General features: G+C 71.9%; 21 protein-coding genes and 1 tRNA gene. 8 read left to right on the forward strand and 14 right to left on the reverse strand.

From position 1 onward, the window contains the following. Window positions 1-10: 10 nt before the first annotated feature. Window positions 11-1,600, reverse strand: a complete 1,590-nt coding sequence (locus Cs7R123_RS38590; RefSeq protein WP_212834032.1) for a glycosyltransferase — start codon at window positions 1,598-1,600, stop codon at window positions 11-13. Further along, window positions 1,597-3,489 (reverse strand): glycosyltransferase, encoded by a 1,893-nt coding sequence (locus Cs7R123_RS38595; protein WP_212834034.1) that lies wholly within the window; start codon window positions 3,487-3,489, stop codon window positions 1,597-1,599. The genes Cs7R123_RS38590 and Cs7R123_RS38595 overlap by 4 nt, the downstream gene beginning before the upstream one ends. A 230-nt stretch (window positions 3,490-3,719) precedes the next feature. Here Cs7R123_RS38595 and Cs7R123_RS38600 point away from each other — a divergent pair, with 230 nt between their 5' ends. From Cs7R123_RS38600 to Cs7R123_RS38605, 3 genes are all read left to right on the forward strand, one after another. Further along, window positions 3,720-5,168: a hypothetical protein gene (locus Cs7R123_RS38600; RefSeq protein WP_212834036.1), complete on the forward strand. Its 1,449-nt coding sequence runs from the start codon at window positions 3,720-3,722 to the stop codon at window positions 5,166-5,168. Window positions 5,169-5,341: 173 nt separating this feature from the next. After that, the gene (locus tag Cs7R123_RS41170; protein ID WP_374707085.1) at window positions 5,342-5,545 is read left to right on the forward strand and encodes a multiprotein-bridging factor 1 family protein; all 204 of its coding nucleotides are present in this window, start codon (window positions 5,342-5,344) and stop codon (window positions 5,543-5,545) included. Between the two features lie 508 nt (window positions 5,546-6,053). Next, a complete protein-coding gene (locus tag Cs7R123_RS38605; RefSeq protein ID WP_212834038.1) occupies window positions 6,054-7,886 on the forward strand; it encodes a glycoside hydrolase family 6 protein in 1,833 nt (610 codons plus the stop codon). Window positions 7,887-8,000: 114 nt separating this feature from the next. Here the strand turns inward: Cs7R123_RS38605 and Cs7R123_RS38610 are convergent, their stop codons facing one another. The 12 genes from Cs7R123_RS38610 to pdxH all read right to left on the reverse strand — a co-directional run bounded on the left by Cs7R123_RS38610 (window position 8,001) and on the right by pdxH (window position 18,902). Then, a complete protein-coding gene (locus Cs7R123_RS38610) occupies window positions 8,001-8,273 on the reverse strand; it encodes a DUF4190 domain-containing protein (RefSeq protein ID WP_212834040.1) in 273 nt (90 codons plus the stop codon). Window positions 8,274-8,306: 33 nt separating this feature from the next. After that, window positions 8,307-8,382: transfer RNA gene (locus Cs7R123_RS38615), tRNA-Arg, on the reverse strand. Between the two features lie 44 nt (window positions 8,383-8,426). Beyond that, on the reverse strand, window positions 8,427-8,891 hold the full coding sequence (locus Cs7R123_RS38620; RefSeq protein WP_212834041.1) for a DUF4442 domain-containing protein: 465 nt from the start codon (window positions 8,889-8,891) through the stop codon (window positions 8,427-8,429). A gap of 51 nt (window positions 8,892-8,942) precedes the next feature. After that, window positions 8,943-10,247, reverse strand: a complete 1,305-nt coding sequence (locus Cs7R123_RS38625) for an ABC transporter ATP-binding protein (RefSeq protein WP_212834043.1) — start codon at window positions 10,245-10,247, stop codon at window positions 8,943-8,945. Window positions 10,248-10,467: 220 nt separating this feature from the next. Further along, window positions 10,468-12,663: a bifunctional glycosyltransferase family 2 protein/CDP-glycerol:glycerophosphate glycerophosphotransferase gene (locus Cs7R123_RS38630; protein WP_212834045.1), complete on the reverse strand. Its 2,196-nt coding sequence runs from the start codon at window positions 12,661-12,663 to the stop codon at window positions 10,468-10,470. A 51-nt stretch (window positions 12,664-12,714) separates the two neighbouring features. Beyond that, entirely contained in the window at window positions 12,715-14,073 is a 1,359-nt protein-coding gene (locus Cs7R123_RS38635; protein ID WP_212834047.1) for an L-serine ammonia-lyase, read from the reverse strand. Window positions 14,074-14,172: 99 nt separating this feature from the next. Beyond that, window positions 14,173-14,958: a DUF4230 domain-containing protein gene (locus Cs7R123_RS38640; protein ID WP_212834049.1), complete on the reverse strand. Its 786-nt coding sequence runs from the start codon at window positions 14,956-14,958 to the stop codon at window positions 14,173-14,175. Window positions 14,959-15,062: 104 nt separating this feature from the next. Further along, entirely contained in the window at window positions 15,063-16,223 is a 1,161-nt protein-coding gene (locus Cs7R123_RS38645; RefSeq protein ID WP_212835082.1) for an acyl-CoA dehydrogenase family protein, read from the reverse strand. Window positions 16,224-16,337: 114 nt separating this feature from the next. After that, the gene (locus Cs7R123_RS38650; RefSeq protein WP_212834051.1) at window positions 16,338-16,631 is read right to left on the reverse strand and encodes a type II toxin-antitoxin system VapB family antitoxin; all 294 of its coding nucleotides are present in this window, start codon (window positions 16,629-16,631) and stop codon (window positions 16,338-16,340) included. A gap of 36 nt (window positions 16,632-16,667) precedes the next feature. Then, complete coding sequence (locus tag Cs7R123_RS38655; RefSeq protein WP_212834053.1) at window positions 16,668-17,303, reverse strand: nitroreductase family protein; 636 nt, start codon at window positions 17,301-17,303, stop codon at window positions 16,668-16,670. Then, a complete protein-coding gene (locus Cs7R123_RS38660) occupies window positions 17,304-18,224 on the reverse strand; it encodes an aldose 1-epimerase family protein (RefSeq protein ID WP_212834055.1) in 921 nt (306 codons plus the stop codon). Between the two features lie 24 nt (window positions 18,225-18,248). Continuing rightward, window positions 18,249-18,902 carry a pyridoxamine 5'-phosphate oxidase gene (gene pdxH, locus Cs7R123_RS38665; RefSeq protein WP_212835084.1) on the reverse strand — a complete coding sequence of 218 codons (654 nt, stop codon included), beginning with the start codon at window positions 18,900-18,902 and terminating at the stop codon, window positions 18,249-18,251. A gap of 279 nt (window positions 18,903-19,181) precedes the next feature. Here pdxH and Cs7R123_RS38670 point away from each other — a divergent pair, with 279 nt between their 5' ends. The 5 genes from Cs7R123_RS38670 to Cs7R123_RS38690 all read left to right on the forward strand — a co-directional run bounded on the left by Cs7R123_RS38670 (window position 19,182) and on the right by Cs7R123_RS38690 (window position 25,310). After that, the gene (locus Cs7R123_RS38670) at window positions 19,182-20,288 is read left to right on the forward strand and encodes a citrate synthase 2 (RefSeq protein ID WP_212834057.1); all 1,107 of its coding nucleotides are present in this window, start codon (window positions 19,182-19,184) and stop codon (window positions 20,286-20,288) included. 242 nt (window positions 20,289-20,530) lie between these two features. Continuing rightward, window positions 20,531-21,655 carry a phosphoserine transaminase gene (gene serC / locus Cs7R123_RS38675; protein WP_212834059.1) on the forward strand — a complete coding sequence of 375 codons (1,125 nt, stop codon included), beginning with the start codon at window positions 20,531-20,533 and terminating at the stop codon, window positions 21,653-21,655. Window positions 21,656-21,841: 186 nt separating this feature from the next. Further along, entirely contained in the window at window positions 21,842-22,981 is a 1,140-nt protein-coding gene (locus Cs7R123_RS38680; protein WP_244872413.1) for an acyltransferase, read from the forward strand. A 183-nt stretch (window positions 22,982-23,164) separates the two neighbouring features. Continuing rightward, the gene (gene sepH / locus Cs7R123_RS38685; protein ID WP_212834061.1) at window positions 23,165-24,175 is read left to right on the forward strand and encodes a septation protein SepH; all 1,011 of its coding nucleotides are present in this window, start codon (window positions 23,165-23,167) and stop codon (window positions 24,173-24,175) included. Window positions 24,176-24,323: 148 nt separating this feature from the next. Beyond that, window positions 24,324-25,310: an aldo/keto reductase gene (locus tag Cs7R123_RS38690; protein ID WP_212834063.1), complete on the forward strand. Its 987-nt coding sequence runs from the start codon at window positions 24,324-24,326 to the stop codon at window positions 25,308-25,310. Window positions 25,311-25,322 lie beyond the last annotated feature (12 nt).

The following is a 25,322-nucleotide window of genomic DNA, read 5'->3' on the forward strand; positions in this document are numbered from 1 at the left end:
TTTCCCTTCGTCACTTACGGCGTACGCGCAACCGCCGGATCTTCGCCTTGGCTCGGGCCGCGCCCAGCTTGCCGACCAGCGCGGTCGCCTGGGCCAGCGAGCGCAGGCCGCCGACCTCCACGGTCTTGGGCAGCCACTTGCCGGACTCACCCTGAGCCAGCCCGGCCACGCCCTCGTCCAGCAGTTCCAGCGGCACGCCGGACAGATCCGTCACGCCGACGCCGACGGCGGTCAGCGTGCGGGCACCGTACACCTCGGTGACGGCCTGCTCGCGCTCCACGCCCTCGCCGAACCAGCTGATCCGGCCCAGCGCGGCGGTGCGCCACAGCCGCACCGGCGCCCGCCCCGCCCCGGTCACCTGCACCAGCCCGACCTGGTGCTGGTCGGCCTCGCCGACCAGCCGGGCCAGGGCCGACGGGGTGAACCCGGCGGTGACCGGGACCTCCAGCAGGTGCGCCGACGGGAACACCGACGCGGGCACCTCGGTCACCAGCCGCACCCGCGGGTCCGACCGGTACGTCGCGTCGATCAGCCGCAGCTCCAGCAGCGGATCGCGCAGCACGCTCTGCCGCTCCTCGGTGAGCTCGTCCCACCGGCCGACCAGGCACACCCGCACGTCCTGCTCGGTGCCGCGCAGCAGCGCGTCCACGCAGGCCCGCACCAGCTCCAGCGGGTGGCCGTCGACCTCCACGACCGCGGTCACCAGCGGCACCTTCCAGGCCGAGCCGCCGACCTTGCGCAGCCAGCGCGGGTACGGCATCTGCTCGGCCAGGAACGGGCGGTTGTAGCGCCGCAGCTTGGCGGCCTGCTGCATCATGTGCGTCAGGCCCAGGTGCCAGCTGCGCGCCTCCCACTCGGGGATGAACACCGCTCCGACCTGGTGCAGCCGGTAGGCGAACTCGTTGTCCTCGCCCAGCCGCAGCATGGTGTCGGTGCCGCCGGACAGGTGGTAGAGGTCGCGGCGCATCGCCCAGGTGGCCCCGACGTGCGCCATGAAGTTCAGGTGGTCGCCGCCGCGCAGGTCGTCGGTGTTGCGCAGGATCTTCTCGATGTAGTCGTGCGGCTCGCTGGCGGCGTAGTCGAACAGGTCGTGGATCGAGCCGATGCTCGCCACCTGCTGCGGCGTCGGCCAGGTGACCGAGCCCGGCGCGGTGTCGATCATGCGCTTGGTCCCCAGCGTCACCGCGTACGGCAGCACGTGATGCCAGCGGGCCTGCGCCTCGACGTGCTCGGGGTAGACCAGCATGTCCGAGTCGAGCCGCTGGATGATGTCGCCCTCGGCCGCCCGCGCGGCGATGTCACCGGCGTTGCTGCAACCCCAGCTCGTCGAGTAGCCGGGGCCCCACAGCAGCCGGGTGCGCTCGGGCCGGATCTCGGGCAGGTCCAGCGGCGGCTGCGACCCGTCGTCGGCGACCACCACGTCCAGCAGGTGCTGCGGGTAGGTCTGCCGGGTCAGCGCGGCCAGGACGACGTCCAGCTTCTCCTGGTTGTCGTACGCCGGGACGACCACGGTCACGGTCATCGTCGGCGTCCACTTGCCCAGCTCGGGCACGGTGACGCTGGACCAGTCGTTGCGTACGACGCGGGGAACGGCGCTCATGCCGACGGCGCCGCGAACTCGGCGTGCGGCGGCCGGCCCTGCCAGGTGCGGCCGGGGCTCTGGAGGAAGTAGTCCAGCCCCGGGTCCCAGGTGTGGCCGTCGTTGTGCCGGGTGTAGAGGAAGCCCAGGCCGTGGGTGCGGTAGACCAGGCCGCCCTCGCGCAGCACCCGGTCCAGCAGGGCCCGGTCGACCGAACGCGCCACCGGCCGCCAGCCGCCGACCGCCTCCAGGTCGCCGCGCGACATCAGCATCGTGCCGCCGGCGACCACGTCGACGTACAGCTCGCTGCCCATGCCGCGGCGCACGGTGGTGTCGTACGGCGCCAGGTAGACGAACTCGGCGCCCTTGCCGACGATCTGCGCGCCGGAGTAGTGGCGGGCCAGCACCAGGTCCCACATGTGCTCGGGGCCGTACTGGTCGTCGTCGTCGACCTTGGTCACCAGGCTGCCGGAGGCCAGCGCGGTGGTCGCGCCCAGCGCCTCGCCGAACGTCAGCTCGCGCGGCAGCTCCTCGATCCGCACCGGCAGCCCGAACGCCTCCAGCTCGGCGCGCTGCTCGGCGGTCAGCTCGCAGTCGTGCAGGCCGACGATGACGTCGAGCTCCGGGTACGTCTGCGCGGCCATCATCGCCAGCGCCTGCTTCAGGTAGTTGGGGCGCCGGGTCACCAGCAGCGCCGTCACCGACGGCGGCCGCGACAGCGACGGGTACGCGCCGGTGGTCGCGGCGGGCAGCGCGAACGCGGTCGCGTGGCCGCGCATCGCCGCGCGCCGCTGGGCGACACTGCGCGTCTCCCAGTCCAGCTCGTCGGCGTCGCCGGCCGGCAGCTCGCCGGAGAGCAGCTGCACCAGCTCGCCCGTCAGCAGCGCAGACGCCTCGCCGGGCAGCCGCGGCGCCGACAGCACCAGCCCGGTCATGGACAGCTGGGCCAGGGCGGCGGCCTGCGCGGCCGCGGGCACCTGCGGGCCGTCGGCCAGCCGGGCACCGGCGACGGCGTTGAGCACCGCCGTCTGGTCGCCGTCGAGCGGGTCGCCGACGCGGCCCGCGGTGAGCACGGCGCCGCCGCTGCTCAGCTCCCACCAGGTGCCGTTGTCGGTCGGCGCCAGGCGCAGCGAGCCGACCGGCTGCTCCGCGTCGTGCCGCCCGCGTCCCTGCGGGGACGCCGAGACGGCGTCGACGATCACGCGCGCGGGCCTGCCGACCGGCGCGATCTCGAACCGGCTGCCGACCAGCGGCTCGCCGAAGGGCCGGGCGGTGGTGTCGGCCGTGCCCGCCAGCGAGGCGTCGTACGGCCGGAGCTTCTCATCGGTGAGGTCGGGCGACAGCGTCAGCAGCGAGGCGTCGGGGCGCAGCCACGGCACCGGGCTGCCGTCCACCGCGAGGTCGAGGCTGACCACGGCGGGCAGCGGGTGCCACGGCGCCAGCACCGCGAGCAGGGCGGGCACCAGGCGCAGCAGCGGCAGCGGCTCGGCCAGGGTCACCGAGACGGCGGCGGCGCCGCGTCCCTGCGGCAGCTTCACCTGGTACGACACCAGCCCCGGCAGCGCGCCGAGGCGGCCCGACCAGTGCGGCATGGGGGCGGCCCAGTCCTCGACCGCGATCTCCAGCTGGCGCGCCGTGCCGGGCAGCAGCCCGTCCCACAGTTTCGCGCGCACGTGCGCGGCAGACCTGGCGGCGATGCTGACCCGGTCGCCGTCGCGGGTGAGCAGGCCCGAGGCGTCCGGCGCGCCGCCGAGGGCGCCGGTCCACTGCGGCAGCGGGGCGGGGCGCGAACCGGCGGCGTTCAGCCGATTCTTGATCTTGCGAAGGGTGCCGCGGACCCGGCTGCGCAGTCGTGCCTGCGGGAGCGGGGACTGGCCCTTGCCGTTTGACTGCCTGGCCGCTCGCCGCACGCCGCCTCCTCGATCTGGCCCGCCTGGTGCCCGGCGTCGAATGCCCGGGCATGCTAGCACGCGCACCGGTCCGCACCGGGTCGCGAACGACCATGCTATCCGGCCTCCGGACCACCCCGAAAAGGCCGAAGGACTAGGTGAAAAGCCGCACCTTGGATCTTGAGGATGGCCGCTCGGCAGCGTACCGTCCAGCCTCGGACCCATCCCCCTGCCAGCGCTGGAGAGCACGCGTGGACCCCTCGCTCCGCAGCCGGATGCAGCAGCTTGCGCAGCTGTGCGATGCGATGCCGCCCGACGCCGCCCCCTGGTACGCCGACGGCGTCCTGCACCGTGCCGCCCCTCTGATGGAACTGCTGGCGCCCGACCCGCACCTGGCCCTGTTCCGCGACTGCCGCCAGGCCGTCGCCGCCCTGGTCGCGGGCACCCGCGTCGACCCCGCCAACCTGCGCCGCCGCCTCAAGGCGATGATGCGGCCCGAACGCACCGGCGAGCACGCCGACCTGGCCGACCTCGTCCTCTACTGCGCGTGGACCAGCCTGCCCCCGGACAGGCCCGGCGACCACCCCGACCCGCGCCGGATCAGCCACGCCGCCGACGCGCTGTGGGAACACCTGGACCAGCTCAGCGGCGGCACCGGCGGCTGGCACGCCCGCGAGGTCGAACTCCAGCTCGCCGCCGCCCGGCTGCTCGCCCCCGGCACCCCCACCGAACTGCGCGACCGGGCCCGGCGGCTCGACCACGACCCGGTCGCCCTCGCCGCCCTGGCCCGCGCCGTGTCGACCGGGCAGGGCTGGCCGCTGCGGGTCGAGCCCGAGACGCTGCTGCCCGTCCCGCCGCCGCCCCGGCACCCGGGCTGCGGCGAGCACCCGCCCGCGGCGTACGCCCGCATCGTCGCCGCCGGGACCGGCCACGGCGCCGCGCTGGCCGGTTATCACACCACCGGGCGGCCGGTGCCGTTCACGGCCCGGCCCGGCGACGTCGTGACCGTCGACTGCCCGTTCGGCGAGACCGTGGTCACCCGGCGCGACCAGCACCGGACCTGGGTCGGCTGGCCGTGGCCCGGCGGCCCCGGCACCGGCGCCGAGCTGCCCGGGTTCGCCCACGACCCGGCCGAGGCCTGGCAGCCGGTCCAGTTGCGGCCCGTGGCGGGGCAGGCGGCCGTCGGCGAGCGCGTCCGCGTCGGCGTCGCGGCGCTGCGGGTGTACGTGCTGCGGGCGTACACGTTCACGCCGGGTCGGCAGAACTGGTTCGACAAGGCCGCCGAGCAGCAGCTCACCGCCATGGCCATGCTCCCCGCCGGACGGCCCGCGACCGGCGACGGACATGAGGCGGGCGAGTTCGACCCGTACGAGATGCCGCTGTCGGTGCTGCTGGAGTGGCGGGCGTACCCGTTCCTGGAACCCGGCGACCTCGTCGCCGACGCCCAGGACCGCGAGCTCACCTTCCAGCCGCCGCTGCTGTTCACCACCGCGACCGGCGAGCCCGTCCGCCCCGCCTGGCCGCTGCGCCTGCTGCGCCACGACGGCGCCGAACCGGCGGCGAAGGCTGTCGACGCGGTGGCCGCCGCGACCACCCAGGGCTGCCACGACCTGATCGCCGACGCCTGGGAGCAGCACGCCCGCGTCACCCTCCCCGACGACCTCCCCACCCGCCACACCTGGTTCCACCCCCACCCCTGACCCCGCCCACGGAGCACGCGCCACGGGCGGGGCACGCCCCGCGCGCCGGGCGTGACTGCACTTTCGGGGAAACTGCACGAATTCCCGCCCGGATTCCAGCACTTTCCCCGAAACTGCACCCACTCCCCTCCCGGTGTCCGGTGTGGACGACTCACGAGGGCCAGCCTGGGCACATGAGCGGCCTTGGTGATCGGCTTCGATCGGCGCGCAAGCTGCGCGGGCTGACGCAGCGGGAACTGGCGGCGCAGGCCGGGGTGTCGGTGTCCGAACGCTGGGAGCCGGTCCGGCAGGCGCCGGCCGGGGCCCCTGGCCCTTCAGGAGATCCTCCGCCGCAGGCCGGCGGTTCGCACCGGGCGGGAGACGGTGTACATCGTTGAACGGTGATCACGGTCGACCGATTCTCGGCCGGGGCGAGTCGATGATCGCGGGTTGCGGTCAGAGGGTGCCGATTAGGACGCCGCTTTGACCGCAGACACCGATCAAGACGGCGGATCACTACTTGATCGGTATTTGCGGTCAAAAGCGTGTGGAGGGGGCACGGCGCGCGGCGGTGGAATGGAAAGTTTCTGATCTCTGTGGGAGCGTTTCCATGACTTTGGGCAGGTCACTGACCTGCTGAAAAGTTGTTGGTACGAAAGCGTTGTGGCGGGGCTTACAGGCGTGTCAGGATGGCGCTCGTTCGTAGGGAGCGAAGCACGCGAACACGCGTCGAGGGCAACCCGGTGTCTCATCGGGACGGCGTGAGCACCTGTCGCCGCACACGTTCGCGTGTGCGGATTTTCTTCGCCCACCGGGCTGGGCATTTCGTATCGAGTCGGCATTTTCCGCGCTGACGGCACTGTCAGTAACGGATGTCGATAAATCCTGCCCAAGGAGTTTCGCACCATGAGTTTCCCGATCACCCGACGGCGCAAGGCCGCCGCGGCCGGTGTCGGCGCCCTGGTCTTCGCCGGCCTGGTCACGCTGCCCGCGACCCTGGCGCACGCCGCTCCCGGCTGCGACATCACGTACACCACCAACGACTGGTCCGAGGGCCCCAGCACCGGCGGCTTCACCGGCACCGTCGTCGTCAAGAACACCGGCGACGCCCTGTCCGCCTGGACGCTGAAGTTCGCCTTCCCCGGCGGGCAGACGTTCACCCAGGGCTGGTCGGCCAACTGGACCGCGTCGGGTGCCAACGTCACCGCGACGAACCTGTCCTGGAACGGCGCGCTGGCCACCGGCGCCTCGACCAGCCTCGGCTTCAACGGCCGCTGGACCGGCACCAACGCCAAGCCGACCGCGTTCACCCTGAACGGCGTCGCCTGCACCACCGGCGGGGTCACCCCGTCGGCGAGCCCGAGCAGCCCGGCCAGCCCGAGCGCCTCGGCGAGCCCGTCGACGAGCCCGTCGGCCAGCCCGTCCGCGTCGCCGTCGGCGAGCCCGAGCGCCAGCCCGAGCCCGTCGGCCAGCCCGAGCCCCACGGACCCCACCAGCAAGGTGGACAACCCGTACGCGGGTGCCCGCGGCTACGTCAACCCGGAGTGGAAGACCAAGGCCGAGTCCGTGGCCGGCGGCAGCCGGGTGTCGAACACCTCGACCGCCGTGTGGCTGGACCGGATCGCCGCGATCGCCGGCAGCTCCACCAGCATGGGCCTGGTCGCGCACCTCGACGAGGCGCTGCGCCAGTACAACGCGGGCACCGGCCCGCTGGTCGCCCAGTTCGTGATCTACGACCTGCCCGGCCGCGACTGCGCCGCGCTCGCCTCCAACGGTGAGCTCGGCCCGAACGACCTGCCGCGCTACAAGACCGAGTACATCGACCCGATCGCCGAGATCCTGGCCCGGCCGAAGTACTCCGCGCTGCGCATCGTCGCGATCGTCGAGATCGACTCGCTGCCGAACCTGGTGACCAACACCAACCTGGCCAACTGCGCGACCATGGCCGCCAACGGCGGCTACGTCAACGGCATCGGGTACGCGCTGAAGAAGCTCGGCGCGATCTCGAACGTGTACAACTACATCGACGCCGCCCACCACGGCTGGATCGGCTGGGACACCAACCTCGGCCCGTCGGCGACGAAGTTCAAGCAGGCCGCCACGGCTGAGGGCAGCACGGTCAACAACGTGCACGGCTTCATCACCAACACGGCCAACTACTCGGCGCTGACCGAGCCGTTCTTCACCATCAACACCTCGGTGAACGGCACCACGGTCCGCCAGTCGAAGTGGGTGGACTGGAACCAGTACGTCGACGAGCTCTCCTTCGCGCAGGCGTTCCGGACCAAGCTCATCGCCGAGGGCTTCAACTCCAACATCGGCATGCTGATCGACACCAGCCGCAACGGCTGGGGCGGCGCCAACCGGCCCACCGCCGCGTCGACCTCGACCGACGTCACCACCTTCGTCAACCAGTCCCGGATCGACCGCCGCATCCACGCCGGCAACTGGTGCAACCAGTCCGGCGCGGGCCTGGGCGAGCGCCCGAAGGCCAACCCGGCTCCCGGCATCGACGCGTACGTGTGGGTGAAGCCCCCGGGCGAGTCCGACGGCGCCAGCCAGGTCATCGCGAACGACGAGGGCAAGGGCTTCGACCGGATGTGCGACCCGACGTACACCGGCAACGGGCTCAACGGCAACAACCTGACCGGGGCGCTGCCGAACGCGCCGCTGTCCGGCCAGTGGTTCTCCGCGCAGTTCGCCCAGCTGATGGCCAACGCGTACCCGCCGCTGTCCTGATCCTGCGGTAGCAGCGCAACGGCCCCCGGCCGGTCCATGTGGACCAGCCGGGGGCCGTTTCGCTGGGGCCGTGTTCCGCGCACTGATGATCGTGATGATGCGCCTGGGCGGCGCCTAGAACAGGTGGTGGTCGGTGATGAGCACCGCGGTGATGGCGATGAGCCAGGCCAGGCCCGCGCAGAGGCCGAGGACGGCCAGTGCCGTGCCCTTCTGCCCGCTCCTGCGGATCTGCACCAGCGCGACCACTCCGAGCACGATCCCGATCACGGCGAACGGGGCGCACAGGCCGACGGCGCCGAGGATGAGCGAGCCGAGTGCGGCGCCGTTGGTTCCCGGCTCGCGGGGTGGCGCGGGCGGCTCCCATTGCGGATCAAGCGTGACGGTCACAAGCGGCGAATCTAGCAACAACGCGGGATGGTGTGGTGCCCCCGGCAGGAATCGAACCTGCGACCTGCGGTTTAGGAAACCGTCGCTCTATCCCCTGAGCTACGAGGGCGCGAAGCCAGGTTACCCGGCCTCGCCAGCGAATATCACACCGGCCTAGCGGTTCGGTCGCAGTGTCCAGGTGATCGACATCTCTGCCGTGGTCACGCCCTCGGCGTTGGCGATGGTGACCGATACGTCGAACTCCGGGCGCTGCCCGGCGTCCAGCTCGCCGAGCACGTCGGCGACCGGCCGGCCGAGCACGGCGGTGGCGGTGACCGGGCCCATGGCCAGCTTCTTGTACTCGATGCCGCCGCGTACCGCCAGCGGGGTGGCCCGGTGCAGCTGGCCGCCGAACGCGGCGAACACGACCGCCCCGGAGGCGGTCTCGCCGAGGCTGTACATCGCACCGGCGTGCGGCCCACCGACATGGTTGTGCACGTCGACGGCGTCGGGGAGCAGGGCCACGGCGGTGACGCCGTCGGCGTCGGCGGTGACCGACGTGATGTCGATGCCCAGGGTGCGGGCGAAGGGCACGGTGGACAGCAGTCCGCTGGCCACGGCGGAGGCGTCGAGCGTCATGCCGCCCACGTTACTGATGAGTAACGTGGGCGGCAAGACGTCAGGACGGTGTCAGCGCCAGCCGACGTCGATGCGGTCGCCCCGCTCGTCGAAGAAGTGCAGCGCGTCCATGCGGACCGAGATCGACAGCGGGTGCCCCGACCCGATCTGCGGGTACGGCGCCAGCCGCACCGCCAGCTCGGCCGCCCGCCGGTGGTGGCGGCCCGGGTCGGACAGCACGCTCTCGCGCTGCGCCGGGCGCTCGGCGACCGAGGTGGCCCCGCCGCCGGTGCGGCCCTTCATCCGGTTGATCACGTGCCCGAAGCGGCGCAGCCGGGAGCCGTGCTCCTCGGCCTCCGCGGCGGAGCGGCCGATCTCGTCGACGACGACCGCCGTGGCGCCGATGTCGACGAAGGCCAGCGACTCGTGGCCGTGGTGCTCCAGGTAGCGGATGCGGCCCTGCAGCACGTCGCCGGGCGAGTCGGGCGCGACCGGGGTCAGCGCCTCGGCTCGCACACCGATGACGATGCGCTCGCCGTGGAAGTGGGAGACCGCGCGGGCGCGGATGTCGTCCCACTTGAGGTAGAGCGACTGCTCACCGAGGTTGAGCTGCACGTAGCGGTCGAGGTGCACGTAGACCGAGGCCTCGAGCAGGTTCATCCGCGGGCTGCCGAGGAAGGCGGCCACGTAGAGCGTCGCGGGCTTGCCGTACACCTGGGTGGGGGTGCCGACGTCCTGGAGCACGCCCTTGCGCATGATGGCGACCCGGTCGGCCATGGTCAGCGCCTCGGCCTGGTCGTGCGTCACGTAGACCGTGCTGACGCCCAGCTCGCGCACCAGGCCGGAGATCTCGGCGCGCAGTTCGGCGCGCAGGCCGCTGTCCAGGTTGGACAGAGGCTCGTCCATGAGGAACAGGCCCGGACGGCGCACGATGGCGCGGCCCATCGCCACCCGCTGGCGCTGGCCGCCGGAGAGCTGGCTGGGCTTGCGCCCGAGCACGTCCCCTATACCCAGCGCGCTCGCGACGTCGGCGACCCGCTCCGCCCGCGGCTCCGGCTCGATGCCGGACAGCCGCAGCGGGAAGCCGATGTTCTCGCCGACGGTCATGTGCGGGTAGAGCGCGAAGTCCTGGAAGACCATCGCGATCCGGCGGTCCCGCGGCGGGAGCTGGTTGGCCAGTTGGTTGTCGAGCATGATGGCACCGCTGGTCGGATCCTCCAGCCCAGCGATCATTCTCAGCACAGTGGACTTGCCGCAGCCCGAGGGTCCCAGCAGCACCATGAATTCACCGTCAGCCACATCCAGGCTGACGTTGTCGACCGCCACCGTCCCGTCAGGGAAAACCTTGGTGACGTCTTTGAGATTGACGGTAGTCACCGTCTCCTCCCGCTGCCCTCGTTCCGGCCCCGAATCTGGACACTCTCGCGAAAAATAGCCCGTCTTCCCATCGGGTAAACGTTCCATGTTCACGCCGTGACAGATCTATTACCGGTGCCATCAGGGCAGAGCGCAAGGGGTTCTAGCAGCCGATTCTCTTCCACCGTCCACTCACGCCGGACCGCAGTGGCCGTGAGCTGCACCGGACCGGAAAGCGCTCTCAGGAACTCGTGGAGATCCGTGACAAACGCGGGGCCTGCACTGATTCGCCGAGGAAGACCCTGCGTACGACCCGTTCGGCGGCGTGCCCGTCGTCCCAGGAACAGAAAGTTTCCCGGAAGGCGGCCCGGCGCGCCGGCTCGTCCCGCCAGCCACCGCCGCCCAGCAGCTCGACCAGTTCGGGCAGACCGCTCGCCACCGGGCCGGGGGCGTGCGCCACGATGTCGAGCACCGCCCCGCGCTGGGCGCGGTAGTCGGCCCAGTCGGGCACGTACAGCACGATCGGGCGGTCGAGCACCGCGAAGTCGAAGATGGCCGAGGAGTAGTCGCTGATCAGCAGGTCGGCGGCCAGGTACAGGTCCTCCACCACCGGGTGTGCCGAGACGTCGCGCACGCGGTCGCCCGCCCCGAACACGTCCTGTGCCAGGTAGTGCCCCCGCACCAGCAGGCGCCCGGCCGGCCCCAGCGCCGCCGCGACCGCGCCGGGGTCGAACCGCGGCAGCGTCATCGGCCGCGGCCGGAACGTCGGCAGGTACAGCGCGACGGTCTCGTCCGGCCCCAGGCCCAGCACCGCCCGCGCGGCGGCCCGCTCCTGCTCCCCGGCCTGGGCCAGCCGGTCGTTGCGCGGATAGCCGGTCTCCAGCACCTCGTACGGGCACGGGTAGGCCCGCTCCCACACCTGGGTGCTGAACGGGTTCGCGCTGACGCTGAAGTCCCAGCGGTCGCTGCGGCGCAGCAGGCTGCGGAAGTTGTGCTTCTCCCCCGCCGGGTAGTGCTGCTCGTCCAGGCCCATGGTCTTCACCGGCGTGCCGTGGTGGGTCTGCAGGTGCACCTGGCCCCGGCGCTTGCGCACGAAGTCGGGGAAGTTCACGTTGTTCACCAGATACTTGGCCCGCGCGAGCAGCCGGTAGTAGGCGGGGCTGCCCTCGACCACGTGCGGCGTGCCCGGCGGCAGGGCCGCGACCGACTCCGGGCGCACCACCCAGACGCCGTGCACGTGCGGCGCGACCGCGCGGGCGCGGGCGTGGATGGCGGCCGGGTTGCACGACACCCCGCGATACCAGTAGGCGGCGTAGGCGGCCAGGTGCTCCCGTACCGGCAGCAGGGTCTGCAACCGGTAGTAGGCCCGGTCCAGCAGGCCCACCTGCGGTCGGCGCGGCGGGAACACCTTGCGCCAGCCCGCGGCGGCGGCCGAGGCGGTGCGCGCGGCCCGGCGCTCCACCCGGTAGCAGGTGCGCAGGGCCGCGTACGCGTGCCAGGCCCGCGCCGCGACCAGCCGGTAGCGCAGCCCGTCCTTGCCCTGCGGCGGGGTGAACCCGCCCGGCGGCAGGTGCCGGTCGAACATGTCGGCGGCGCGCAGGAACGAGGCCCGGCGCAGGTGGCCCGGCAGGCGCTGCTCGTTGCCGACGGTCTGCATGCAGTGCCGGATCATCTGCTCGAACACCACCGGCCGCACCGGTTCGACCCGCTCGCCCTGCGCGTCGATGAGGTCCCAGGCCCGGTCCCAGTGGTCGAAGACGTCCATGTGCCGGGGGTCGCGGGTGTGCGTGATCGCGCCCTGGCGCCGCTGGCGGTAGCTGTAGCAGACCTCCTCCAGCGCCGTGATGCGCCGGGCGCCGAGCAGCAGCGGGTAGGTCCAGGAGACGTCCTCGTACCAGCCGGGGGCGAAGCTCAGGTCCAGCCGTTCCAGCAGCTCCCGGCTCACGATCTTGTTCCACACGGTGTGGATGGTCCGCAGCAGCCCCGGCCGGGCCAGCACGTCGGCGCCGTTCGGGCCGGGCGCCGCGGCCAGGCGGCGGCGCAGCCCGCTGCGCCGCGACCCGCCGATCGGGTACGACCGTTCGAAGTCGACCAGCAGCACCTCGGGCCGCCGGTCCCGCAGCACCTCGGCGACCAGCGGCAGCGCCCCCGGCGCGAGCGCGTCGTCGCTGTCGACGAACCACACGTGGTCGCCGGTCGCGTGCGCCAGCCCGGCGTTGCGCGCCCGCCCCAGCCCCACGTTCTGGGGCAGGTGCAGCACCTTGAGCCGGCGGTCGCGGGCGGCGTAGGAGTCGAGGATGTCGCCGCAGTGGTCCGGCGACGCGTCGTCGACGGCGATCACCTCCAGGCCCGCGACCTGCTGCCCGAGGATCGAGTCCAGACACTCCCGCAGGTATCCCTGCACCCGGTAGGCGGGCAGTACCACGCTGATCGACACCGGCACCCCGTCCGATTCGGGGCGCGCGGCGGCATCAGCCGCCGGGACGGCTCAGCATTCGATGACGTTGACGGCCAGGCCCCCGCGCGCCGTCTCCTTGTACTTGATTTTCATGTCCGCGCCGGTCTCGCGCATGGTTTTGATGACTTTGTCCAGAGATACGAAGTGGTTGCCGTCGCCGCGCAGCGCCATCCGCGCCGCGGTGATCGCCTTGACGCTGGCCACCGCGTTGCGCTCGATGCACGGGATCTGCACCAGGCCGCCGACCGGGTCGCAGGTCAGACCCAGGTTGTGCTCCATCGCGATCTCGGCCGCGTTCTCGACCTGCGCCGGGTTGCCGCCCAGCACCTCCGCCAGCCCGGCCGCCGCCATCGAGCAGGCCGAGCCGACCTCGCCCTGGCAGCCGACCTCGGCGCCGGAGATGGAGGCGTTCTCCTTGAACAGCACGCCGATCGCGGCCGCGGTCAGCAGGAACCGGACGATGCCGTCGTCGGAGGCGCCCGGCACGAACTTCGCGTAGTAGTGCATGACCGCCGGGACGATGCCCGCCGCGCCGTTGGTGGGGGCGGTGACCACGCGGCCGCCCGCGGCGTTCTCCTCGTTCACGGCCAGCGCGAACAGGGTGATCCAGTCCATCACCCGCAGCGGGTCGGTGACGAAGTGCTCGCGCGACAGCGAGGCGCGCAGCTCCGCCGCGCGGCGGCGCACCTTCAGGCCGCCCGGCAGGATGCCCTCGTTGGTGCAGCCCGCCTCGACGCAGTCCTGCATGACCTGCCAGATGCGCAGCAGGCCCGCGCGCACGTCGGCCTCGCTGCGCCAGGACAGCTCGTTGGCCAGCACGATGTCGCTGATGCGCAGGCCGGTCTGCTCGGTCAGCGCCAGCAGCTGGGCGCCGGTCCGGAACGGGTAGCGCACCACGGTGTCGTCCGGCTTGATCCGGTCGGCCCCGGCGGCGTTCTCGTCCACCACGAACCCGCCGCCGACCGAGTAGTACGTGCGCTCGCGCACGCAGGCGCCATCGGAGTCGTACGCGGCGAAGGTCATGCCGTTCGGGTGGTACGGCAGCGACTTGCGCCGGTGCAGGGTCAGCTCGAACGCCGCGTCCTCGATGCCGAGCAGGCTCACCCGCCCGGCCGCCTTGATGGCCTGGAAGCGCTCGTCTGCGGTGGCGGTGTCGACGGTCTCCGGGTCGTCACCGGCCAGGCCCAGCAGCACGGCCTTGTCGCTGCTGTGTCCGTGCCCGGTCGCGCCGAGCGAGCCGAACAGCTCCGCCCGCACCATGACGACCTCGCTGAGGCGCCCGTCGGCTTTCAGCCCGGTCGCGAAGATCTGTGCCGCCCGCATCGGTCCGACGGTATGCGAGCTCGACGGCCCGATACCGATTTTGAACAGGTCGAAGACGCTGATCACCGACACACCCTCCGACGCTGGAAGCGGACGGAGCAACGATAGCGCTGTGACCTGGGTCGCCCGCTACCGCAGGCGACGCCCGTCACAGCGCCGGATCGATCAGAGGCTGTCGAAGTTGATCGTTACGGAGGTGTAGCCGAGCGAGTGCAGCAGGCCCTCCAGGGTCTTACGGGTGTTCTCCTGCGCCCGCTCCTTGAGCTGGCTGCTCTGGGCGGCGTTCTTGAGCTTCTCCTCGGCGGCCTGCATGGTCTCCTGCTGGCGGTTGGGGTCGCCCTCGAAGAAGTCGCCCACCCGGTTGATCAGGCCCCGGTCCTCGGCGTAGACGTAGCTGCGGCCCAGGTCGAGGTTCGGCTCGCCGAGCTGCGGGGCGGGCAGGTTGATGGTCACCGTCTTGTGGTCCGGCGAGTCGATGATCTGGGCCTCGGTGAGCTGCGAGAAGTCGACGTACGCCTCGACCGTGCCGGCGGCCACGAACAGGGTGTGCTGGTTGTAGAGCCAGTCGGGCAGGAACTTGCGGTCCTGCTTGAGGTCGACGATGACCTCGTAGTTGCCCTCGGCCGCCACGAACCGGCTCAGGTCCTTGATCGACAGCAGCACCGGCGGCTGGCTGTTGTCGGTCACCTGCTCGGCGAACGGGTTCTTCAGCTTCGGGATCATCCCGGCCACGGTCAGCCCGGCCACCGTGATGCTGGCCAGCGCCAGCACCAGGAAGGTCAGCAGGATGCCGCGGAACCAGCGCCGCTTGGGACGCGGCGGCTCGTGCTCCTGGTCGTGGTGGTCGTCCGGGTCCGCGCCCTTGGCCCGGACCGTGGGCAGGGGCTCGGTCGGCTTCGCCCGACCCGGTGAGTACTCGGGCAGGTTCTGCGTCGGTTCGTCGGCGCCCATGAGAGCCTCCCGTGTGTTCCGGTGGTGACACCCACGGTATTACCTCACCCCGACAAGGCGACACTCTTGATCTAGAAGACGACTCGGCGCAGACGGCGGCGGCGTCAGGCGAAGGCGGCGATGCCCGTCAATCGCTGACCCAGCACGAGCTGATGGATCTCCGACGTGCCCTCGTAGGTGAGCACGCTCTCCAGGTTGTTGGCGTGGCGCAGCACCGGGTACTCGCCGGACACCCCGTTGGCGCCCAGGATGGTGCGGCACTGCCGGGCGATCGCGATCGCCTCGCGCACGTTGTTGAGCTTGCCCGCGCTGACCATCTCCGGGCGCAGCGCGCCCCGGTCGGCGGTGCGGCCCAGGTGCAGCGCCAGCAGCCAGGCCTTCTGGAGCTCCAGCGCCATGTCGGCCAGCTTCGCCTGGGTCAGCTGGAACGCCGCGATCGGCTTGCCGAACTGGGTGCGCGTGGTCGCGTAGTCGATCGCGGTGTGCAGGCAGTCGCGGGCCGCCCCGACCGCGCCCCAGACGATGCCGTACCGGGCCTCGGTCAGGCAGCTCAGCGGGGCGCGCAGGCCCTCGGCGCCGGGCAGGCGGGCGTCGTCGGGCAGCCGTACGCCGTCGAGCACGATCTCGCCGGTGGCGCTGGCCCGCAGCGACAGCTTGCCGGTGATCTCCCGCGCGGAGAACCCGGGCGTGTCGGTCGGCACGGCGAAGCCGCGGACGCCGTCGTCGGTGCGCGCCCAGATCACGGCCACGTCCGCGAGCGGCGCGTTCGTGATCCACATCTTGCCGCCGTCGAGGATCCAGTCGGCGCCGTCACGGCGGGCGCGGGTGGCCATCCCGGCCGGGTCGGAGCCGTGGTCGGGCTCGGTCAGCCCGAAGCAGCCGATCAGCTCGCCCTTGGCCATGCCCGGCAGCCAGCGCTGCTTCTGCTCCTCGGAGCCGAACTTCCAGATCGCGAACATGGCCAGCGAGCCCTGCACGCTGACCAGCGAGCGCACGCCCGAGTCGGCGGCCTCCAGCTCCAGGCAGGCCAGGCCGTAGGCGACCGCGCTGGTCCCGGCGCAGCCGTAGCCGGTCAGGTGCATGCCGAGCAGGCCCTGGGCGCCGAAGTCGCGGGCGAGCTCGCGGACGGGGGCGTGGCCGGACTCGTACCAACCTGCCACGTGCGGCCGCACCCGGTCGTCGACCAGGCGGCGGACCACCGCCCGGATCTCCCGCTCCTCGTCGGTGAGCAGGGCGTCGAGGTCGAGCAGATCCAGCGGCAGCACGGGAGTCGTCACGGCCTCACCATAATCGTCGCCCGCGGTAGCGGCCGCTCGGTGTCATCCGCAGCGCAGCGGAGGATGACACCGATTAAGGCCGCGGTAGCCGGCGAGCATGACTCAGCTCAGCTGGAGCACGCGGACGTGGATCTGGTGGCGCTGCTGCAGGGCCGCGCGCAGGGCGCGGTGCAGGCCGTCCTCCAGGTAGAGCTCGCCCTTCCACTCCACGACGTGCGGGAACAGGTCCCCGTAGAAGGTCGAGTCGTCGGCCAGCACCCGGTCCAGCGCCATCTCCAGCTTGGTGGTGACCAGCTGGTTCAGCGAGATCGGGCGCGGCGGGATCTCGGCCCACTGCTTGAGGGTGTAACCGTGGTCCGGGTACGGACGACCGTCCCGTACCGCCTTGAAGATCACGTTCTTCCCCTCCCGACCCGACAGACCGCGCCCAGACTAACCGCCCGGGGCGACCTCCGGCGCGCCTGTGTTGCCCCATGCTCCACGGTGCACCACCTCGTCCAGGCCGCGCCGCCCCCGCTTGAGTGACTTCGACCGGTGGTCGGGGGCACGGTAACCCACGCTCACCGCCCCGATCGGCGTGTACGCCTCCGGCACTCCGAACGCCGCCCGGAACGTCTCGATCCGGTCCGGCGGCACGCCGAAGAAGCACGCGCCCAGGCCCTCATCGACTGCCGTCAGCAGCATCAGCAGCGACGCCATGCCGGTGTCGACGTGCCAGTACGGCACCGGCCAGCGCGCCTCGTCCTGGTCCGTCCAGCCCTTGTCCGCCTCGGCGTACCGGCTCAGGTACGCCGCCTTGTGCGACAGCGGCACGATGATCAGCGGCGCGGTGCGCATGTTGGTCAGCCACTGCCGCCACACCTGGGTGTGCGGCGTGGCCGCCTCCCAGAACCGCGCACGCTCCTCGGGGGTCTCCAGCACCAGGAAGGCCCAGCCCTGCGAGAACCCGGCCGAGGGCGCGTGCGTGGCGTGGCGCAGCAGCTTCTCGACGACCTCGGGCGGCACCGGCCGGTCCGGGTCGTAGTTGCGCACCATCCGGCGCCGGCGTACGACGTCGGCGAACTCCACCTACGCCGCCTGCGCGACGACGCCCCAGGTGCCCGCCCACAGCTGGCCCGGGGCCAGGGTGAGCAGGTCCCGGCCGGAGCGCAGCGCGTCCGGCGGGCAGGTCATCGGCTCGACCGCGATGGAGCGGCGGTGCCGCGCCCCGGTCAGCGTGTGCGAGGTGTACAGCTGCCACCAGCCGAAGTTCTCGTCGGCCCACAGCCGCACGCTGCGCCCGTCGGGCGCGGTCAGCGTGACCGCCGAGCCGCCGTCGGCGTCGCGGACGACGTCGCCGAACGCGGTGTCGAGCTCCAGCGTGCCCAGGCGCTTGGCCTCGGTGAAGTCGAACTCGGTCCCGGCCACCTTCGCCGCGCCGATCGGCAGCATCCGGCCGTCGACCAGCAGGCGGGTGCGCGCCGGGATGTGCACCACCAGGTCGTCCACACTGACGCCCGGGATGTGCAGGTACGGGTGGGTGCCCAGCCCGAACGGGGCCGCCGTCGGCGCCTCGTTGACCACGGTGTGGCTGATCCGCAGGCCCGCGTCGCTCAGCGAGTACGCGGTGCGCAGGCGCAGCTGCCACGGGTAGCCCGGCCGGGGGTGCAGCAGGCACTCGACCGTGACGGCGTCGGCGGACTGCTCCACCGCGGTCCAGGGCAGCCAGTGCACCAGGCCGTGGATGGCGTTGTGCAGCGCCGGCTCGGTCAGCGAGAGCTGGTGGGACTGGCCGTCGAAGCGGTAGTAGCCGTCCCGGACCCGGTTGGGCCACGGCGCGAGCACCTGGCCGGCGCCGGCGGGGCACAGCTCGTCCTCGCCGAACCCGTCGAGGACCTCGACACCGCCGACCGCGTATCCGCGCAGCCCGCCGCCCACCTCGACCACGGTCGCGGTCTGCTCACCGTGCACAAGCGTCCATTGGGTGCCGGACGGGTGAAAGTTGGTCACGACCCCGCACCTTACATGGCGGATTCAGGGAGCGAGACGTTCCACGATCCACTCATCGCCTACCCGTCGGTAACGCAGGCGGTCGTGCAGGCGGCTCGGCCGCCCCTGCCAGAACTCGACCGTCTCCGGCTCGACCCGCAGCCCGCCCCAGTGACCGGGCAGCGGCACGTCGGTGTCGGCGGGGAACGACTGCTCGGCCCGCGCGTACGCCTCCTCCAGCGCGCCCCGGTCGGCCAGCACCGACGACTGGGTGCTGGCCCAGGCGCCGAGCTGGGCACCGCGCGGGCGCAGGTGGAAGTACTCCTCGCTCTCGTCGCGGTCCACCGGGGTGATCCGCCCGCACACCACGACCTGCCGCCCGATCGGAAACCACGGGAAGGTGATGCTCGCGTACGGGTTGGCCAGCGCCTCCCGCCCCTTGCGCGAGTCGTAGTTGGTGAAGAACACGAACCCGTGCTCGTCGTAGCCCTTCAGCAGCACGGTCCGGCTGCTGGGGCGCCCGTCCGGCGCCGCCGTCGCCACGATCATCGCGTTCGGCTCGACCAGGCCCGCCGCGACCGCCTCACCGAACCAGCGGCGGAACTGCGCGGTCCAGTCCTCGGCCAGCTGCGACTCCAGCAGCCCTTCGGCGCGTACGGCCGGGCCGGGCTCGGCGGGCTCGGCATACTCGCGGCGCATCCGGGCGAGGTCGGGGTGGGTGATCGGCGGCTGCTCGTGCACCCGACCATCCTCGCCCAGGCGGCGCGCCGGCCGGGAAGCGGCGGCGGAAAACATGTCCCGTCCGGCGCGGCGCGGCGCGGATTCGACGTTCGCGGGGCGCGTACACCGAAGAATGTCGCCTCTAGCACATCCGTGGCGGGTCGCCAAACGGTTAACGCCGTAGCAAGATGTTGCTCGAACTGAACCAAACCTCAGGTCCGCGCAACCTGCCGCGACACACAGACCGGGAGTACAGAGATGTCCGACTTCAAGCCGGGGCTGGAAGGCGTGATCGCCTTCGAGACCGAGATCGCCGAGCCTGACAAGGAGGGCGGCTCGCTTCGCTACCGGGGCGTCGACATCGAGGACCTGATCGGCCAGGTGTCGTTCGGCAACGTGTGGGCGCTGCTGGCCGACGGCAAGTTCGGCCCGGGCCTGCCGCCCGCCGAGCCGTTCCCGGTGCCGGTGCACTCCGGCGACATCCGCGTCGACGTGCAGTCCGCCGTCGCCATGCTCGCGCCGTACTGGGGCCTGGGCCAGCTGCTGGACATCACCGACGAGCAGGCCCGCGAAGACCTGGCCCGCGTGTCGGTCACCGCGCTGTCGTTCGTGGCCCAGTCGGCCCGCGGCCTGGGCCTGCCGGCCGTGCCGCAGAAGGAGATCGACAAGGCGCAGACCATCGTCGAGCGCTTCATGAAGCGCTGGCGCGGCGAGCCCGACCCCCGCCACGTCAAGGCCGTCGACGCGTACTTCATCTCCGCCGCCGAGCACGGCATGAACGCCTCGACCTTCACCACCCGCGTCGTGGCCTCCACCGGCGCCGACGCCGCGGCCTGCATCTCCTCCGGCATCGGCGCCCTGTCCGGCCCGCTGCACGGCGGCGCCCCGTCCCGGGTGCTGCACATGATCGAGGCCGTCGAGCGCTCCGGCGACGCCGAGGGCTACGTCAAGGGCGTGCTCGACCGGGGCGAGCGCCTGATGGGCTTCGGCCACCGGGTGTACCGCGCCGAGGACCCGCGCGCCCGCGTGCTGCGGCGCACCGCCAAGGAGCTCGGCGCGACCCGCTACGAGGTGGCCGAGGCGCTGGAGAAGGCGGCCCTGGCCGAGCTGCGCGCCCGCCGCCCCGACCGGGTGCTGGAGACCAACGTCGAGTTCTGGTCGGCCGTGGTGCTCGACTTCGCCGAGGTGCCCGCGCACATGTTCACCTCGATGTTCACCTGCGCCCGGGTGGCCGGCTGGTCCGCGCACGTCCTGGAGCAGAAGAAGCTGGGCCGCATCGTGCGCCCGTCGGCCACGTACATCGGCCCGGCCACCCGCAAGCCGAGCGACGTCGAGGGCTGGAACGCCATCAGCCACTCCGCCTGACCGTGACATGGGCGCTGGCTCTGCGGCCTTAATCGGTGTCATCCTCCGCCTTCGCTCCGGATGACACCGAGCGGCCGGCAACCGCCAGCGCCCGGCGGGCCGGGGGCGCAGGTGAGCACCGTCACGGACAAACCCGGGTACGCCGCGCCTGCCGCAGCCGCCTGACGTGGGAGAATCCGGGTGATACGGCAGCGTCGCCGCACGAAGCTCGCACTCTCTGACACGCCTGAAGGACTGATGTCATGGCCGAGACGCCGATCCGCATTCCCGCTGAGCTCCTGCCCGCCGACGGCCGTTTCTGCTGCGGTCCGTCGAAGGTCCGCCCTGAGGCGGTAGCGGCGCTCAGTTCGGTCGCCGGCACGTTCCTCGGCACCTCCCACCGCCAGAAGACGGTCAAGAACCAGGTCGCCCGCTTCCGCGCGGGCCTGGCCGAGTTCTTCGGCCTGCCGGACGGGTACGAGGTGATCATCGGTAACGGCGGCACCACCGCGTTCTGGGAGGTCGCCGCCTTCTCGCTGATCAAGGACCGGGCGCAGTTCGCCACGTTCGGCGAGTTCGGCGCCAAGTTCGCCAAGGCGGTCAAGGACGCCCCGTTCCTGGGTGCGCCGACCGTACACAAGGGTGAGCCGGGCAGCGCGTCGTTCCTCGTCGCCGAGGAGGGCGTGGACGCGTACGGCATCCCGCAGAACGAGACGTCGACCGGTGTGGCCGTGCCCGTGCAGCGGGTCGCCGGTGCCGACCCAGGCGCGCTGGTCCTGCACGACGCCACCTCGGCCGCGGGCGGCCTCGACGTCGACCTCACCCAGAGCGACGTGTACTACTTCGCCCCGCAGAAGTGCTTCGCCTCCGACGGCGGCCTGTGGATCGCGATCATGTCGCCGGCCGCGATCGCGCGCGCCGAGGAGATCAAGGCGGGCGGCCGCTACATCCCGGCCTTCCTCGACCTGGTCACCGCGATCGAGAACTCGCGCCTGGAGCAGACGCTGAACACCCCGGCGCTGGCCACGATCTTCCTGGCCGCCGAGCAGACCGACTGGATGAACGCGCAGGGCGGCCTGGCCTGGGCGGCCCAGCGCACCGCGGAGAGCGCCGAGATCCTGTACCGCTGGGCGGAGAAGTCGCCGGTGGCGACCCCGTTCGTGACCGACCCGGGCCTGCGGTCCAACGTGGTCGCCACGATCGACTTCGCCGACAGCATCGACGCCGCCGCGATCGCCAAGACGCTGCGCGCCAACGGTGTCGTCGACACCGAGCCGTACCGCAAGCTCGGCCGCAACCAGCTGCGCGTCGCGCTGTACCCGGCGATCGACCCGGCCGACGTGCAGGCGCTGACCGCCAGCATCGACTACGTGATCGACCAGCTGTAACGGCTGCCGAACCCGCCAGGAGCGCGGATCCCCGACCGGGGGTCCGCGCTTCTTCCGTATCGGCGCACGTCATTCTTGAGCTGTTTTTCACGTTTGTTTCAGCTAAGCTCCCACGAAACCTGGTGTGCCCCACCGCGCTCATGGGTAGGACCGGCGCATGCCAACAGACCAGAGCGGGGGCCACTGGTGACGATCCAGGCTGCACGGCAGCAGGAGCTCAGCGGCGTTCCCGCAGCGTCGGCCGACCAGCAGGCGACCGCCGACCCGCTCGCGGCCGCACCGTCCGAACCGGCCCATCCGCCGCGCCTGCTGTTCCTCGACGGGCTGCGGCTGCTCGCGGCCCTGCTGGTGGTGGCGCACCACCTGGTGCGCGGGCCGTGGGACGTCCGCCCCGAAGAGCACTTCGGCATGCTGGCCACCCTGTCGAAGTACGGCTGGCTCGGGGTGAACCTGTTCTTCCTCATCTCCGGCTTCGTCATCTGCATGAGCAGCTGGGGCCGCGGCCTGGGCCGGTTCGCGGTGTCCCGGATCGTGCGCCTGTTCCCGGCGTACTGGCTGGGGGTGATCCTCACCACAGGCGTGCTGGCGATGTGGCCGGTGCTGCGCGGCCCGCTGCCGCCGCCGGAGTCGCTGGTCAACCTGACCATGCTGCAGAGCGGGCTGGGCGTCACCGACCAGGACTGGTCGTACTGGTCGCTCGGGACGGAACTGCGTTTCTACCTGCTGTTCGCGATCGTGGTCTGGCTGGGCGTGACCTACCGCCGGGTCGTCTACTTCTGCGCGCTGTGGACGGTCGTCGCGGCGTTCTCCAGTTCGTGGCACGAGGGCCTGCTCGACAACCTGATCGTGGCGGACTCGGCGCCCTACTTCGTGGCGGGCACCGCGCTCTACCTGGTCCACCGATTCGGCCCGAACCTGCTGCTGTGGGGCCTGGTCGGGGCCAACTGGGTGATCGCGCTCTACCGGCTGGAGAAGTACCCGGGGGTGGTGACCCTCCATCTCAACTGGTGGCCCGTCGCGGCCGTGGTCACCCTGTTCTGGGCCGTCATGATCGCGGTCGCGCTGGGCGCGTTCCGGCGCGTCAGCGGCCGGTGGCTGGTCACCGCGGGCGCGCTGACCTATCCGCTGTACCTCATCCACCAGGCCATCGGGCAGACCCTGATCCGCGGCCTGCACCGGCACGCGCCCGCGTGGCTGCTGCTCGTCGGGGTCATCGCGCTGCTGCTCGGCGTCTCGTGGCTGATCCACCGGTACGTCGAGCGCCCGCTGGGCCGCCGCCTCAAACGCGGCCTCGACTCCTCGCTCGCCGCCGCGCGCAACGCCTGATCAGCACCGGTCCGGCGTGGACATATTCCGACATGTGAACGTGAGCGTGTCCTCAGACACGGCGTGGCGGGTGCGCAGGCGCGCCCTCACCGCGTACGGTGTCGGGTGAGAACGTCCTACCTAGGCCGGGAGCTCCCCCCGGTAGCCACAGGTATGGACAGGCACAGGAGACGGAGGATAGCGATGCGACCCGTACGGTTCGTCGCCCTCTCCGAAGACGGCCAGGCGCTCGTCCTCGCGGACGAGGTCGGCCGTCTACTCGCACTGCCCATCGACGACCGTGTCACCTCGGCCACCCACCCCGACCGGGGTGCGGGGGCGCATCTGGTGACCATCGCGGCGGTGCCTTTCGACGCCAACCCCGTGCTGTCCCCACGCGACATCCAGTCGCGCATCCGCGCCGGCGAGTCCGCCGACGACGTCGCCCGTGTCGCGGGCGTCCCGGTGGACCGCGTGCTGCGCTACGCCGGCCCGGTGCTGCAGGAGCGGGCCATGCTGGCCCAGCACGCCCGCCGCACCCGGCTGAGGAACTCCGACAAGGGCGCGACCCTGGCCGACGTCGTGGACGGGCGCCTCGCCCAGCACGGCATCGACACGGAGAAGATCTCCTGGGATGCGTACCGCCGCGAGGACGGCACCTGGCGCGTCGTGGCGACCTGGCCCTCGGGCAAGGCCACCGCGCAGGCGATCTGGGAGCTCGACCGCAACCGGCAGCAGGTCTCCCCGCACGACGACATGGCGCAGTACCTCTGCGCCGAGCGTCCTACCCAGATCCTGGGCCAGGACCCGAACGCGGGCCAGACCCCGCCGCCGAGCCGCAGCGGGCACGGGCTGCCCAGCGCGACGGACGTGACGCGCCGTCCCAGCCGCGACCCGATCCGGGCCGGCCGCGACGCGCTGGTCGCCGCGATGGACCGGCCGCTGGGCTCCGGCCCCGGCCGCGGCCTCGACCTGCCCTCGGAGACCCCGCGCCAGCGCCCCGCCGCGGCCACCATCGGCGGCGCAGGCAGCGCCTTCGACGAGGACCCGGACGCGCCGAAGGAAGTGCCGGCCGTCCCGTCGCTGGCCGTGCTGCGCCCGCGCCGCCAGGCCCCGGCCGACGCGAACACCGCCGCGGGCGACAAGCCGCGCAAGCGCCTCCCGAGCTGGGACGACGTCCTCTTCGGCGGCGCGCCGGCGGCGCGGGAGAACTGACGCGCCGCTGCTCGCTTCCGGGTGGTCGGGGGGCAGGGTGGTGATCGTCGTTTCCGGTCAGAAGGTCGTGTTCTGCACTGCCTTCTGACCGAAACCTCTGATCTTGGCAGTGCCCGGCCCCGGCACGACGGGGATAGGGTGGGGACTCATGGAGTTCACCACACTGGGTCGCACCGGCCTGACCGTCAGCAGGCTCTGCCTGGGCACCATGAACTTCGGTCCGAAGACCACCGAGGCGGACAGCTTCGCCATCATGGACCGGGCCCTGGAGCATGAGCTCAACTTCTTCGACACCGCCGACGTCTACGGCTGGAAGATCGGCGAGGGCATCACCGAGAACATCATCGGCCGCTGGTTCGCGCAGGGCGGGGGCCGCCGCGACAAGGTCGTGCTGGCCACGAAGGTGTACGGCAAGATGGGCGAGTGGCCCAACGAGCAGGGCCTGTCCGCCCGCCACATCATCAGGGCGGCCGACGCCTCGCTGCGCCGCCTCCAGACGGACTGGATCGACCTGTACCAGATGCACCACGTCGACCGTAAGACGCCGTGGGAGGAGATCTGGCAGGCGATGGAGACCCTCGTCGCCGCGGGCAAGGTCCTCTACGTCGGCTCGTCCAACTTCGCCGGCTGGCACATCGCCGCCGCGCAGGAGGCGGCCAAGCACCGCAACTTCCTCGGCCTCGTCGCCGAACAGTCGATCTACAACCTGATGACCCGGCACGTCGAGCTGGAGGTCGCCCCGGCAGCCCAGCACTACGGTCTGGGCATCATCCCCTGGTCGCCGCTGCACGGCGGCCTGCTCAGCGGCGCGGTCCGCAAGCTCAAGGACGGTAGCGGCGGCCGGGCCACCGAGGGCCGTTCGGCCGAGGGGCTGGCCGAGCACCGGGCCACCATCGAGGCGTACGAGAAGCTGTGCGAGTCGATCGGCGCCGACCCGGCCGACGTGGCGCTGGCCTGGCTGCTCTCGCGGCCCGGCGTGACCGCGCCGATCATCGGCCCGCGCACGATCGAGCAGCTCGACAACTCGCTCAACGCGCTCACGCTCAAGCTCGACGACGACACGCTGGCGCGGCTGGACGAGCTGTTCCCGCCCGTCGGCAAGGGCGGCCCCGGCCCCGAAGCCTGGGCCTGGTAACCCGCTCGGTCG

It is taken from the genome of Catellatospora sp. TT07R-123 (genome assembly GCF_018327705.1).
In the GTDB taxonomy this organism is placed as follows: Bacteria; Actinomycetota; Actinomycetes; order Mycobacteriales; family Micromonosporaceae; genus Catellatospora.